The organism is Limnobacter sp. (assembly GCF_043511195.1).
Taxonomy (GTDB): Bacteria; Pseudomonadota; Gammaproteobacteria; order Burkholderiales; family Burkholderiaceae_B; genus Limnobacter.
In genome coordinates this window covers 2,402,585-2,415,720 of sequence record NZ_CP121330.1, presented here as the reverse complement: position 1 = coordinate 2,415,720, position 13,136 = coordinate 2,402,585, and the positions used below count along the sequence as shown (strand labels likewise).

Annotated in this window: 13 protein-coding genes, 1 tRNA gene and 1 pseudogene; 12 read left to right on the top strand and 3 right to left on the bottom strand. The window is 51.8% G+C overall.

What is annotated here, in order from left to right:
* Positions 1-7: 7 nt before the first annotated feature.
* The 8 genes and pseudogenes from trpA to P0D43_RS11460 all read left to right on the top strand — a co-directional run bounded on the left by trpA (position 8) and on the right by P0D43_RS11460 (position 7,391).
* Positions 8-820 (top strand): tryptophan synthase subunit alpha, encoded by an 813-nt coding sequence (trpA, locus tag P0D43_RS11495; RefSeq protein ID WP_394672472.1) that lies wholly within the window; start codon positions 8-10, stop codon positions 818-820.
* A 24-nt stretch (positions 821-844) separates the two neighbouring features.
* Complete coding sequence (gene accD / locus P0D43_RS11490) at positions 845-1,723, top strand: acetyl-CoA carboxylase, carboxyltransferase subunit beta (RefSeq protein WP_394672471.1); 879 nt, start codon at positions 845-847, stop codon at positions 1,721-1,723.
* A gap of 6 nt (positions 1,724-1,729) precedes the next feature.
* A pseudogene (folC, locus tag P0D43_RS11485) lies at positions 1,730-3,127 on the top strand (bifunctional tetrahydrofolate synthase/dihydrofolate synthase).
* 18 nt (positions 3,128-3,145) lie between these two features.
* On the top strand, positions 3,146-3,841 hold the full coding sequence (locus P0D43_RS11480; protein WP_394672470.1) for an SPOR domain-containing protein: 696 nt from the start codon (positions 3,146-3,148) through the stop codon (positions 3,839-3,841).
* Positions 3,838-4,329 (top strand): CvpA family protein, encoded by a 492-nt coding sequence (locus tag P0D43_RS11475; protein ID WP_159570600.1) that lies wholly within the window; start codon positions 3,838-3,840, stop codon positions 4,327-4,329. The genes P0D43_RS11480 and P0D43_RS11475 overlap by 4 nt, the downstream gene beginning before the upstream one ends.
* Positions 4,330-4,338: 9 nt before the next feature.
* A complete protein-coding gene (gene purF, locus P0D43_RS11470; RefSeq protein ID WP_394672469.1) occupies positions 4,339-5,853 on the top strand; it encodes an amidophosphoribosyltransferase in 1,515 nt (504 codons plus the stop codon).
* Positions 5,854-5,944: 91 nt separating this feature from the next.
* Positions 5,945-7,201 (top strand): aspartate kinase, encoded by a 1,257-nt coding sequence (locus P0D43_RS11465; protein ID WP_394672468.1) that lies wholly within the window; start codon positions 5,945-5,947, stop codon positions 7,199-7,201.
* 99 nt (positions 7,202-7,300) lie between these two features.
* Positions 7,301-7,391 (top strand) — tRNA-Ser (locus P0D43_RS11460).
* A gap of 35 nt (positions 7,392-7,426) precedes the next feature.
* Here the strand turns inward: P0D43_RS11460 and P0D43_RS11455 are convergent.
* Complete coding sequence (locus P0D43_RS11455) at positions 7,427-8,359, bottom strand: diacylglycerol/lipid kinase family protein (RefSeq protein WP_394672467.1); 933 nt, start codon at positions 8,357-8,359, stop codon at positions 7,427-7,429.
* Between the two features lie 192 nt (positions 8,360-8,551).
* Here P0D43_RS11455 and P0D43_RS11450 point away from each other — a divergent pair, with 192 nt between their 5' ends.
* Positions 8,552-8,719, top strand: a complete 168-nt coding sequence (locus P0D43_RS11450; protein ID WP_138518522.1) for a DUF1328 domain-containing protein — start codon at positions 8,552-8,554, stop codon at positions 8,717-8,719.
* Between the two features lie 74 nt (positions 8,720-8,793).
* On the top strand, positions 8,794-10,185 hold the full coding sequence (locus P0D43_RS11445; RefSeq protein ID WP_341236607.1) for an ATP-binding protein: 1,392 nt from the start codon (positions 8,794-8,796) through the stop codon (positions 10,183-10,185).
* Here P0D43_RS11445 and P0D43_RS11440 read toward each other — a convergent pair.
* Positions 10,171-10,806: a response regulator transcription factor gene (locus P0D43_RS11440; RefSeq protein WP_159570585.1), complete on the bottom strand. Its 636-nt coding sequence runs from the start codon at positions 10,804-10,806 to the stop codon at positions 10,171-10,173. The genes P0D43_RS11445 and P0D43_RS11440 overlap by 15 nt on opposite strands.
* Positions 10,807-10,991: 185 nt before the next feature.
* Here P0D43_RS11440 and P0D43_RS11435 point away from each other — a divergent pair, with 185 nt between their 5' ends.
* The gene (locus P0D43_RS11435) at positions 10,992-11,324 is read left to right on the top strand and encodes a BON domain-containing protein (RefSeq protein ID WP_159570582.1); all 333 of its coding nucleotides are present in this window, start codon (positions 10,992-10,994) and stop codon (positions 11,322-11,324) included.
* Positions 11,325-11,382: 58 nt separating this feature from the next.
* Positions 11,383-11,808, top strand: coding sequence for a response regulator (locus P0D43_RS11430; protein ID WP_159570579.1), 426 nt, complete (start codon positions 11,383-11,385; stop codon positions 11,806-11,808).
* Between the two features lie 13 nt (positions 11,809-11,821).
* On the opposite strand, the gene hmpA is transcribed toward P0D43_RS11430, so the two are convergent.
* Positions 11,822-12,964 carry an NO-inducible flavohemoprotein gene (gene hmpA, locus P0D43_RS11425; protein ID WP_236550870.1) on the bottom strand — a complete coding sequence of 381 codons (1,143 nt, stop codon included), beginning with the start codon at positions 12,962-12,964 and terminating at the stop codon, positions 11,822-11,824.
* Positions 12,965-13,136 lie beyond the last annotated feature (172 nt).

The window sequence follows — 13,136 nt, the reverse complement described above, 5'->3', positions numbered from 1 at the left end:
ACACACCATGTCAAGAATCAAAGCAGTTTTCGCGAAGTTAAAAGAAGAAGGGCGCAAGGGTTTAATTCCCTTTGTCACCGGTGGTGATCCTGATCCTGGTCAAACCGTGGCCATGTTGCATGCCTTGGCCAACGCAGGTTCTGACGTTATTGAGTTGGGTGTACCTTTTTCTGACCCCATGGCCGATGGCCCTGTGATTCAGCGTTCCAGCGAGCGTGCCTTGGAAAAAGGCGTTACTTCACGCAAAATTCTTGATTACGTGGCCGAGTTTCGCCAAACCAACCAACACACACCCATTGTGTTGATGGGTTATGCGAACCCCATCGAACGCATGGGTGTTGAAAAGTATGTGGCTGAAGCCAAAAAGGCTGGGGTAGACGGTGTGCTTGTGGTGGATTATCCACCAGAAGAATCGATCGAGTTCTCCAAGTTTCTTCGGGCAGCTGAACTGGATCCGATTTTTTTGCTGGCACCCACTTCGTCGGATGAACGCATTGAAAAAGTGGCCAAAGTGGCAAGTGGTTATGTGTATTACGTCTCACTGAAGGGTGTGACGGGTGCGCAGAATCTGAATGCGGCTGAAGTCAGCTCCAAATTGCCTATCATCCACAAATTCACCAACGTGCCTGTGGGCGTTGGCTTTGGCATTCGCGATGCTGAATCAGCATGCCGCGTGGCCGAGTCTGCCGATGCAGTGGTGATTGGTTCAGCCTTGATACAAACTCTGGAAGCAGGCAGCCCACAAGAGGCCGCCGCTTTGGCGGGCAAGTTTATTGCCCCGATTCGTGCCGCGCTTGATTCAAAGTTCGGCTCAAAATAAAAATACCTCAGCAAGGGAAAGTGTATGAGTTGGTTTGACAAAATTATTCCACCACGCATTTCGTCGAAAACTCCCGGCGACTCTGCCAAAAAAAGCGTGCCGGAAGGCATTTGGGCGAAGTGCAAAAGCTGTGATGCGGTGCTGTACCAAAACGACTTGGTGAGCAACGCCATGGTGTGTCCCTCGTGCACCTACCACATGCGCATTGGTTCGCGTGAGCGTTTGAATTTGTTGTTCGACAACGATGAGCGTGTGGAAATTGGTCAGGAAGTGCTGCCCATGGACACCTTGAAATTCAAGGACAGCAAAAGCTACACAGCGCGTTTGAATGAAGCCAAGGAATCTACCAGTGAAACCGATGCCCTGGTGGTGCAGAAAGGCACCATGAACGGCATGGAGGTGGTGATTGCCTGCTTTGAATTTGATTTCATGGGCGGCTCGATGGGTTCGGTGGTCGGTGAGCGCTTCTGCCGTGGCGTACAGGCTGCGCTAGATGCCAATGTGCCGTTCATCAGCATTGCTGCTTCTGGTGGTGCCCGCATGCAAGAAGGTTTGGGTTCGCTCATGCAAATGGCGAAAACCTCAGCCATGTTGGCCAAACTTAGCCAAGCCAAACTCCCTTACATTTCCGTGTTGACCGACCCAACCATGGGTGGCGTGTCGGCAAGCTTCGCCTTTCTCGGCGATGTGGTGGTTGCAGAACCCAAAGCGTTGATCGGTTTTGCCGGGCCCCGCGTGATTGAACAAACTGTGCGCCAAACACTACCGGAAGGTTTTCAGCGCGCTGAATTCCTGATGGAAAAGGGTGCAGTAGACTGCATCGTGGATCGCCGTGAAATGAAAAAAACCTTGGCCAGCCTTTTGGCGCTGTTGTTGAAAAAACAGATTGATCAGGCCGCCTGAACACTTATGACTCAAGCAGTACCCGAACAGAAACCCGCAAAACCAGCAGCCAACGCCACGCTTACCGAGTGGCTCGCCTATCTGGAATTGATACACAGCAAGCCGATCGACATGGGTCTGGACCGCCTGAAGGTGGTTCAGCAGCACATGGGTTTTGTGTTGAACGGGGTCGTGTTCACCGTGGCGGGGACCAATGGCAAAGGGTCCACTTGTGCCATGTTGGAAAGTATTCTGATTCAGGCGGGTTACAAGGTGGGCATGTACACTTCGCCCCACCTGATTCGCTTTACCGAGCGGGCACGAATCGATGGGCAAGAGGTGGCTGAGCCCGAGTTGATTTCAGCCTTTGAGCAGGTGGAGCTGGCTCGCACGGCAACCGGCATTTCCCTGACTTACTTTGAATTCACCACGCTCGCGGTCGCCCTGGTGTTTTCTCGCCTTGAGCTGGATGCTGTAATTCTGGAAGTGGGCTTGGGCGGGCGCCTTGATGCGGTCAATATTTTTGATGCGGATTGCGCGATATGTACCAGCGTTGACATTGATCACCAAGCCTTTCTGGGGCCAGACCGCGAAAGCATTGGTCGCGAGAAGGCGGGAATTTTCCGTGCCGGCAAACCCGCGATTGTGGGCGACCCCAAACCGCCCCAAAGCGTGATTGACCACGCCAACGCAATCGGTGCTGATTTGTGGTTGTTTGCCCGCGATTACAACTACGGCGGGGACAAGCAGCAGTGGGCCTATGGTGGCCGCAGCATGCGCCGTGCCGCTTTGGCTTATCCAGCATTGCGTGGCACCAATCAATTGTTGAATGCCTCGGCTGCGCTGGCTGCGCTTGAGTCGGTTCGCGATCGCTTGCCGGTTCCAGCGCAATCCATTCGTCAGGGGTTTCTTTTGGTGGAATGGCCGGGGCGTTTTCAAGTGTTGCCGGGTCAACCCACTGTTGTTTTAGACGTTGGACACAATCCGCATGCAGCTGCGCATTTGCGTGAAAGCCTCGACAACATGGGTTTTTTCCCCTACACCCATTGTATTTTCGGGATGCTGGCCGATAAAGATGCAGTGGAGGTGGTCAAAGCGTTGAAAGACAGGGTCGACCATTGGCATTTGGTGCCGCTGCAAGGCGATCGTGGTCGCAGCACTGCGCAGTTGAAGCAGCAGCTTGAACTGGCTGGTGTGGATTCAGCGGCTTTTGACTGGGTGGCCAATTCCCAGGCATTGGCCAAAGGCGGTATTGCGAAGTAGCCACCTGAAAAAAGTGTGCAGAGCTACGAGAGTGTGAGTCAAGCGTATGCGGTGGTCACTTCTGCAGTGCCGCCCAATGATAGAATTCTGTTTTTTGGATCCTTCCTGGTTGTGGCGCAAGCCATGCAAGCCAAAGAAGCGCTTCGAAAACGTCCCGGTTAATTTTTTTCAGGAGTGCAGGTGAGTTCAAATTCGCGTTCTACTGCCAGGAACAAAGTCAACAACGATCCAGTTGATGAGTTAAAACGCAGATCAAGAAGGCGATTGGTAGGCTCCATAGCACTTTTTCTGGCGGCCATTATCATCGTTCCCGCGTTGGTGGAAAATGAACCTTCCCAAACCAGCAGCGACGTTGAGCTGGTGGTACCTGATCGTCCCTCAGCTGAAATTCCTGCGCAAGCTGCCCAGGTACCCGAGTCACCCAAAATAGAAGCACCTCAGTCTACTCAGGAGCAAGCCGTGGCCATTGCGCCCGTTGCACCCGCTGTAGAGCCACCCCCCGTCATATCCGAGCCCAAGGCAGCGCCAAAGCCAACACCAAAGGTGGAACCTAAGGTAGAGCCTAAGGTGGAACCTAAGCCAGAGGCCAAAGTGGAACCTAAGGTGGAACCTAAGGTTGAGGACCCCATCGCGGCTTTTGCCAAAGCCGAGGTGTTTTGGGTGCAGGTGACAGCGGTCAGCGACAAGCTTCGTGCGGATGCATTGAGCAAAGAATTGAGTGGCAAGGGTTTTCCTGCCAAGGTGGAGTCCACCAGCACTGCCGACGGCACCGTGTACCGGGTCAGGGTTGGCCCAATCGCGGGTCAAACCAAGGCGGATGAAACCAAGGCCAAGCTGGCTGCTGCTGGTTACTCCTCCGGGAGAGTGGTGCAGTGACGATATTTGATTACATCGTCATTGCCGTGGTGGTGCTGTCGGTCATTTTGGGTGTGTTCAGGGGCATGGTCAAAGAAGTGCTTTCCCTGGCCAACTGGGTGTTGGCTTTCTGGGTTGCAAACCGCTATGGCGCGGATTTGGCGGTGTACATGGACTGGGCGGAATCGCTGAGCCCCCCCATGAAAGCCCTTATTGGCTGCGCTGCTGCGTTTTTTGCAACCATGTTGGTGGGTGCCATTCTGATTTCACTGTTGGGCAAAATTGTTGCTGCAGCAGGTTTGGGTTTTGCGGACCGTGGCCTGGGTGCTACGTTCGGCTTCGCGCGTGGTTTATTTATTGTGTTGGTGCTGGTTACTGGGGCTGGGTTTACCTCGCTTCCGGAACAGCCATTTTGGCGAAACGCCATGTTGTCCCCCTTGGCGGTAGATGCGATGAGAGAAATCAAGCCGCATTTGCCTGAAAGTGTGGGCAAATGGGTGCGCTACTAGGAGCTTTCAATGTGCGGGATTGTCGGTATTGCCGGTTTTTCTCCTGTTAATCAAATTCTTTACGACAGCTTGCTGTTGTTGCAACACCGCGGTCAAGATGCCGCAGGTATTGCCACGGCGCACAGCAATTCGTTCTCGATGTCCAAAGGTAACGGCTTGGTGCGCAATGTATTCCGCACCCGCAATATGCGGTCATTGCCTGGCAATATGGGCATTGGTCATGTGCGTTACCCCACTGCGGGTTCTGCAGCCAGCTCCGATGAAGCACAGCCTTTCTATGTGAATGCGCCTTATGGTTTGGTGTTGGCCCACAACGGCAACTTGACCAACAGCGAGCGTTTGAAAGCCGAGCTGTTCAAGAACGATCGTCGCCACATCAATACAAATTCCGATTCCGAAGTGCTGTTGAATGTACTGGCCCACGAGCTTCAATCGAATGCATCGGGCTACTCGCTTGATCCAGTCACTATTTTCCGTGCTGTTGCTGGCGTTCATGCCCGTGCGCGTGGTGCCTATGCCTGTGTGGCTCAAATTGCAGGCTACGGTTTGCTGGCCTTCCGTGACCCGTTTGGTATTCGCCCGCTGGCTTTGGGCAAGGCTGAAACAGAGCAGGGCACCGAGTACATGTTTGCATCGGAATCTGTGGCGCTGGTCGGTATGGGTTTTGAGTTTGTGCGCGACATTGATCCGGGCGAGGCCGTATTCGTAGATCTCGACGGCAAGCTTCATGCGCAGCAGTGTGCCGAGAAATCGTCACTGAACCCCTGTATTTTTGAGTATGTGTATTTGGCGCGCCCCGATTCAGTGATGGACGGCATTAGCGTGTACGAAGCCCGAGTGAAAATGGGTGAATACCTGGCCGATCAAATTCGCAAAGGCATGCCTGCCGGTGAAATTGATGTAGTCATGCCCATTCCTGATTCAAGCCGCCCCGCAGCTTTGGAGTTGGCGAATCAATTGGGTGTGCCTTACCGGGAAGGGTTTATCAAGAACCGCTATATCGGTCGTACCTTTATCATGCCCGGCCAGGCGGTTCGCAAGAAAAGCGTGCGCCAGAAGTTGAACGCAATTTCCGTTGAGTTCAAAGGCAAAACCGTGCTTTTGGTGGATGATTCGATTGTGCGCGGCACCACAAGCCGCGAGATTGTACAAATGGCCCGTGAAGCGGGTGCCAAGAAGGTGATTTTTGCTTCGGCTGCGCCCCCTGTGCGTTTCCCCAACGTTTACGGTATCGACATGCCCACGCGTGATGAACTGATTGCGTCGGGCCGGACCGATGAGGAAATTTGTGCGGAGATTGGTGCCGATGCCTTGTTTTATCAAGACATCGCCGACATGAAACGCGCTGTGCGTGATTTGAATCCCAAAATTCAAACCTTTGACGCAAGTTGTTTTGATGGCTCGTACATCACCGGCGACGTCACCACAGAGTATCTGGATCGGCTTGAGTACATGCGCAAGCACCCGGAGGTGCTGGAGTCGGCAGGCTTGCAAATGAACCTGGGTTATTCCGCGAATCAATAAGTGCAGCGGGAATTTCAGGTAAAATATTCAACTGATTGATTTAAAAGCGCGAAATGGTTCGCGCTTTTTATTTGTGCAGGGCGATCTGACTATGTCACTGATAGTACATAAATACGGTGGCACCTCCATGGGGTCCACAGAACGTATCAAGAATGTAGCCAAGCGTGTCGCCAAATGGCACCGCGCAGGTTTTCAAATGGTGGTTGTGCCGTCGGCTATGTCTGGCGAAACCAACCGCTTGATTGGCCTGGCCAAGGAAATTCAGGCTGAGCCTGATCCCCGTGAACTCGACATGCTGTGTTGCACTGGTGAGCAGGCGTCTGTGGCTTTGTTGGCCATGGCTTTGAAAGCAGAGGGTCTGGATGCAATCAGTTTCTCTGGTTGGCAAGTGCCCATCAAAACCGACAGCAGCCACACCAAGGCACGCATTGAGTCGATTGATGACACACGCGTGAAAGCGGCATTGAATGCCGGGAAGGTTGTGATCATCACGGGCTTTCAGGGTATTGATGATGCCGGTAACCAAACCACGTTGGGCCGTGGTGGCTCAGACACGTCGGCTGTGGCCATTGCTGCAGCCATGGGTGCGGCAGAGTGCCTGATTTACACCGATGTCGATGGTGTGTACACCACCGACCCCCGTGTGGTGCCTGAGGCGCGCCGCATGCGTGTGGTGTCTTTTGAAGAAATGCTGGAAATGGCCTCTTTGGGCTCCAAGGTTCTGCAAATTCGTTCAGTGGAATTTGCCGGCAAGTACCGTGTGCCTACCCGAGTGCTTTCCAGCCTGACCGATCCAATGATGTCGCTGGACGAAGAAAAGGTTTCCGGCACGCTGATTACTTTTGAGGATGATGAACATATGGAACAGGCCGTTGTTTCCGGTATCGCTTTCAACCGTGATGAAGCAAAAGTGACCATTCGTGGCGTGCCCGACAAGCCCGGTGTGGCTTACCAAATTCTGGGTCAGGTTGCTGAGGCCAATATCGATGTGGACATGATCATTCAGAACCAGGGTTCGGATGGCACCACCGATTTCACCTTCACCGTACACCGCAATGAATTCAACAAAACCATGGACTTGTTGAAGAACAAGATTCAAGGCAGCGTGGGTGCACGTGAAGTGGCCGGCGACACGAATGTGTGCAAGGTGTCGGTTGTGGGCATTGGCATGCGCTCGCATGTTGGCGTGGCCAGCTTGATGTTCAAAACCTTGTCAGAAGAGGGCATTAACATCCAGATGATTTCTACTTCGGAAATCAAGGTGTCGGTGTTGATCGATGACAAGTACATGGAGTTGGCGGTTCGTGCACTTCACAAGGCTTTTGGCCTTGAAAAAGAAGCGGCTTGAACTGAAGTTTGAGTTGTTTGAATACGGCGTAATTTGCTTGAAAGCGATTTGCGCCTGCATTCAACATTTTGGCCGAAACCGTGTATAATTCGGCCTTCTGGAGACGTGGCCGAGTGGTCGAAGGCACTCCCCTGCTAAGGGAGCATACCCCAAAAGGGTATCGGAGGTTCAAATCCTCTCGTCTCCGCCAGAATGAAAAAGGGATCCCGCTTGGGATCCCTTTTTTTATTCCATGGCCACAAATTGAACAGCAGGGGCACTGCTGATCTGAATTGAATTCACAGGCGGGTGCACATCGCCGTCGAGTTGCCATGCTGTTGGCGCGTCAAACTGAAATTCAATGCTGGAAATGGTGCTGCGCTCGACGCCGACGCTGGCTGGCATGGTCCCGAACCAGATTCTCAACAGGTTCAACACAAGCGCAAGTTTGTTGGGTACGCCTGCGATCAGGCACATGTCTTGTTGGGCCTGTGGCCCGCCGCTGGTGGATACACGAAATCGAAGTGGCAAACACTGAATGCTCAGCGCAAGGCAGGCCTGCCAGGCAAATTGCTGTGGCGCTGCGCCGTTGCGGATTTGCTGCCCTTTAACTGTTGAAAAAAGCCTGTCTACAAATTCGCTTTGGCGAATAATTCCCCAGGCAATTTTGGCCAAGAGTTTGGCGGCAGCAACAGGGCCACTGCCCAGGCTGTAATAGGCGTGCATGAAGTTCACCGTGACGCCGAAACCAAATACAAATCCGTACTGTTCGCCCGAGGTTTTAACGGGGTAGCGCGGTGTGCTGTGTAAAAGGGCGTTTGCCTGGTGTTCAACCAACCAGCGCAGTGCTTTTAGCGGCGCTGTTTTTGGATACACGTCCCAAGCGATCATGTTCATGGTGCCTGCATGCAAGGGAAAAATTGGCGGAATCACCCGTTCACCCCACACTTTGGCCGCTGCACCCAAAACCGCAGACACGGTGCCATCCCCACCAAAAGGCACAATTACAGTGGGTGGACTGCTTTGGTAGGCAAGTAGGGCCTGTTCTAGTTCTTGTGCATTTTGAGTCAATGCCACATGTCCGGCATTGCCCAGAATGCGGTGAATGTCCGCAAGGCTGCCGCTGGAATTGCGTGTTTTGAGATAGCCAGCTTTCGGGTTTGCGATGACAAGAATCACGATGATCCTTTTGTTACGGGATGATCTGTATTTAATTTAACCTATTCTTCAGGCGGCAAACCAGAAAATAGAGGCGTGTTTTACCGGCTTGTAGGACATTGCTCACAACTTCTTCGGCAAAAGCTGACCTACTTTTCCACTTAAGGCGTTTACTGTAAAGCGTCAACCAATTAAACCCCCAAGGAGTTGATCATGTTGCACTACGCAGTTGTGTTTTTTGTAATTGCATTAATCGCTGCTTTGTTTGGATTTGGTGGTATTGCGGCCGGTGCGGTGGAAATTGCAAAAGTATTGTTTTTCATTTTCATTGTGCTTGCGGCAATTACTTTTGTCGTGAACTTGATTAAATCCAGGCCGTAGTTATTTGAAACGCTTGGGTTGAATCAAAGCCGGGCCACCTGAGAAGTGGCCTTTGTGCGTCTTTAAAGGTCTGTTTGAATAATTCTGTTCACTCGTCAATTCGATCCGTGCGAAGCCAGATTCGGCATGGTCGTCCCTATTGGCTTTTCATCTTTGGTTGCGCCATGGTGCTGGCCTTGTTGGGCATCACCTACACCCATTCCAGAATGAATGCCGAGGTGATGGCGATGGCCGAAATCAATCAAAAAAGAATTGATCGCCTTGATCAGTTGTGGGTTTTGCTGGTGGATGCCGAGGCCAGTGCCTTGTCGTTCCTGCTGATGCGCAACGACGTTTATCTTGAGCCCTACCGCAGCACCGCAGCCCGACTGGAGCCGTTGATGGCTTCCATGAATTTTGATATTCCACCAGGTTCAGATGATCATGCAGACTTGCAGGCTTTGAAGCGCCTGGTTGAGGCGAAGTTTCAGTATCTGGGTGAAATGTTGAGCCAAGGCAAGGCACCAGTGGCTTTGTCGGAGGAGCACGGGGAACTTGGCAAACAACTGATGGACCAAATTCGTGTTCGACTCGCGATACTGAAAGCGCGGCGGGAAAAGGCTCATCAGGACCTTGAGAACATGTATTTGGCAAGAGCCGACAAAATTCAGTATGTGGGCTATGCCTTGGGTATTGCGTCCCTGTTGTTGATTGTTGGTTTGTTTGTGGTGCAGCAAAGGCAGGTGGCCCTGCGGGCCCGCATTCAGGAGCTGTTGAAAACCGAAAACAGTCGCCTTGAAGCGAAGGTGTCGGCGCGCACACTGGAGTTGACTAACCTGGCCAGCAACCTGACCACTGCACAAGAGGAGGAGCGCCAGCACATTGCCCGTGAGTTGCACGATGAAATGGGGTCTGCACTGACTGCGGCAAAAATGGACGCTGGCTGGCTACGCCGTTCGCTAGGCGGGCAATTGGCAGACGATGTGCAAGAGCGCTTATTGCGTTTGATCGAGAATATAGGCAGCACCATTACGCTGACGCGCCGCTTGGTGGACGATTTACAACCCCCCTTGCTGAAAGGTTTGGGGTTGGTCGAGGCACTGCGCTCACTTGGGCAGCAATTTGAAATTGATTTGCCGATTGAAATGAGTTTCCCGGATCGTGAATTGAATCTGAATGCTGAACAGTCTTTGGCATTGTTTCGCGTGGCACAAGAGTCGCTGAACAACATTCGAAAATACGCGAAGGCCAGCCAGGTGTGGCTGAGTTTGAGTGAGGAGGCGGGTGAGGTGTGCCTGAGTATTCGAGACAACGGTGTTGGATTTGATACCCAAGACATTGAATTGCATGGTCACGGCATTGCCGGAATGAAACACCGTGCCCAAATGTTCAATGGAAAGTTGCTGTTAAGCTCGAGCCCGGGTCAAGGAACCCGGATCAAAGTACATCTACCCATGATCCAAAGCATGTATTCAGGCAAAGATTAATCCATGCTGGTGGGCATAAGTCGCAAGTTCGGCATTGCTGCCAACACTCAGTTTCTCAAGCAACCTGGACCGATAGGTGCTGACTGTTTTCACACTAAGATGAAGTGCCTCGGCGATCTGTGACACGCTTTCGCCTTTCGCCAGTCGAATGAACACCTGCATTTCGCGCTCCGACAATTGTTCATGAGCGGTTTTTTCTGCTTCTCCCATCACTTCACGGGCAAGCAGTTCAGCCGTGTTGGCAGAAATGTAGCGGCGACCCTGTGCAACGGTGTGTATTGCATTGATCAGGTCGTTGCGATCGCAGTCCTTGCACAAATAGCCGCTTGCGCCACTGCGAATCATTGGCAGGGCGTACCGGTCTTCCGAAAAGCTGCTAATAATTAATACCTGTGTTTCATCGTGGCGTTGTTTCACGGTTCGAAGCAGGTCGATGCCGTTTTGATCAGGCAGCGACAAGTCGAGCATGAGTACGTCGCAGGGGTGTTGTCCAAGCAATGTTTTTGCTTCTTCGGCGCATGCGGCTTCGAACTGAATGGACATTCCCAATTCTTCATTCAGCATTTCGCGAAAGCCAGCGCGCACAATGGCATGATCATCAACAATGGCCAATCGAATCATCTGTGTATTCCTTTTGGGGTTGTAAATCATTGAGGCCAGACTATTCCTACAATTGAATCGTCCTTGTCGGACAGATCTCAGTTTTGCCCCTCAGTAGTATTGAACGCATGAAGCCTGATCAATACATACCTTTGATCTTGATTTCTTGAAAGTAGTCAGTTCAAACACTTTGAAGGAGTACAACTATGAAAACATTGATCACACAAACTTTGATTGCTTCTGGTATTGCTTTGTCTGCGTTGAGCCCAGTCTATGCCGCAGAGCAGGGTAAAGAGCCCTTGAAAGCGGTAGGGCAGTATGTGGACGATGCCACCATTACCACCAAGGTGAAAGCAAAACACGCTGAGGACAAAACAGTAAGCGCTTTGCGTGTTCATGTGGAAACCAAGCAAGGCGTGGTGGTGTTGTCAGGCGAAGCCAAAACCGAGGCCGAGATTGATCGTGCCGAAGCGTTGGCCAAGCAGGTGGAGGGCGTGAAAGCTGTCTCCAATTTGATTGAGTTGAAGCCCAAGTCTTAACGGGCTGTCATGATGCCTCGCCGGCCTTCTCGCTGGCGGGGCGTTTCAGGTGTCTGCCATGAAACAAAACTGTATGGATCAGCTCCCCTTGCGTGTGCTGGTGGTTGAAGACTCGATCGAGTTGCAGACCATGTTGCAGGCGATGCTGTGTGAAATTCCCAGTGTGCAGGTTATTGCAAGTGTGGAGTCCGAGGAAGCGGCACTTGCGACAATACGGAATGAATGCGCTGATTTGGCAATCGTTGATTTGGAATTGGAATCAGGTACCGGGCTGGGTGTGTTGAAGAACCTCCAGCAAAGTCTGGAGATGAATCCGCACCCGGTTAATATTGTGGTGTTTTCCAACTACTCCAATTTGGTCATACGGCACCGGTGCTTAAGCCTTGGTGCCAAGGCTTTTTTCGACAAATCGTTTCAAATTGATGAGTTGCTGGAGTTTGTGCAGGCTCAAGCCTCTGGCAAAGCCAAAGGCTTGTCGGCTTAGTTCCTGAAATCAATCAAATGGCTTGCGCAGGGCCGAAAAACTCAAAATGCTGACGGTCGGCAGGCACGCCCAGTTTCCCGAGCATGCTTTTCACTGCACCCATGAAACCAACTGGTCCCAAAAAGTAAACCTGTGCATTGTTGGGCAGGTTGTTTTCAATGGTTTGGGCTTTGATCAAGCCATGCTGATTTTCATAAACATACTCGGTAGTGATATTGCTGTGTTGAGCCTTCAGTTGCTCAGTCAAATTCTTGAATGAGTGCTGCGCTACGTTCTTGCAGGCATGAATGAATCGAATCTCGCGCTGGCCGGCAACAGCTTTGAGCATGGCAATGGCGGGTGTCAGCCCCACGCCTGCGGTAATCAACACCAGTGGGTCTTTGCTGTCGTCGAGTACAAACTCGCCACAGGGCGGGCTGAGTTGCACGGTGTCGCCCACAGCAAATTCATTGTGAAGGTGGTTGGACACCATGCCACCTTCTTCGCGTTTTACCGAGATTCGGTAGTGCTCCCCATTGGGTGAGTCAGACAGGGAATAGTTGCGCATGATGCTTGTGTCATTGATATTCAAGTGCAGGGTAATGTATTGCCCTGGCTTGAAGGTCATGATCTCTTTGCCGTCCACAGGTTTCAGGTAAAAAGATGTGACCAGTTCGCTTTCTTGCTCTTTCGCGGCAATTCTGAAAGCGCGTTGCCCCTCCCACCCTCCAGCGGACATGGCTTGTTTGGCATACAGGTTGGCTTCTGCATTAATTAAAATATCGGCCAGTTGGCCGTATGCAGCTGCCCAGGCGTCGATAATTTCGGGGGTGGCTGCTGCACCCAGTACTTCTTTCATGGCCTGCAGCAGGCATTCGCCCACGATAGGATAGTGCTCGGCCTTAACGCCCAGTGCCACGTGTTTGTTCACGATCAGGGTAACCGCACCCATCAGCACGGCTGGGTTATCAATGTGCTTTGCATAAGCCAGTACCGCATTGGCCAGTGCACGCGGTTGGGTGCCTTTTTGCTGGTGAGCCGGATTGAAAAAAGTGGCTGTAACCGGGTATTTGCTGAACATCAGTTTGTAAAAGTGCGTGGTCAAGGCCTCGCCGCCCTGTTCAAGTGCGGGAATGGTTGCCTTGATCCATTGTTTTTGTTCGGTGCTCACTGACATGTTGATGTTCCTTTTTCGCGTGATTGTAAATTGACACATGCTTCTCGGTGACAAGTACTATCAAGATCCATGCCAGACGTTAAAATTTTTTTAAGCTATTGATTAATATAATTAATTGATAATTATGGATTTGTTAAATATTTCAAAAGATTGTGCTAAAAACAATGTGATA

Coding starts and splice junctions, on each gene's coding strand:
- P0D43_RS11430 (WP_159570579.1), top strand. CDS start 11,383: ATGAAACAAAACTGTATGGATCAGCTCCCCTTGCGTGTGCTGGTGGTT.
- P0D43_RS11465 (WP_394672468.1), top strand. CDS start 5,945: ATGTCACTGATAGTACATAAATACGGTGGCACCTCCATGGGGTCCACA.
- P0D43_RS11435 (WP_159570582.1), top strand. CDS start 10,992: ATGAAAACATTGATCACACAAACTTTGATTGCTTCTGGTATTGCTTTG.
- hmpA (WP_236550870.1), bottom strand. CDS start 12,964: ATGTCAGTGAGCACCGAACAAAAACAATGGATCAAGGCAACCATTCCC.
- P0D43_RS11440 (WP_159570585.1), bottom strand. CDS start 10,806: ATGATTCGATTGGCCATTGTTGATGATCATGCCATTGTGCGCGCTGGC.
- P0D43_RS11450 (WP_138518522.1), top strand. CDS start 8,552: ATGTTGCACTACGCAGTTGTGTTTTTTGTAATTGCATTAATCGCTGCT.
- purF (WP_394672469.1), top strand. CDS start 4,339: ATGTGCGGGATTGTCGGTATTGCCGGTTTTTCTCCTGTTAATCAAATT.
- accD (WP_394672471.1), top strand. CDS start 845: ATGAGTTGGTTTGACAAAATTATTCCACCACGCATTTCGTCGAAAACT.
- trpA (WP_394672472.1), top strand. CDS start 8: ATGTCAAGAATCAAAGCAGTTTTCGCGAAGTTAAAAGAAGAAGGGCGC.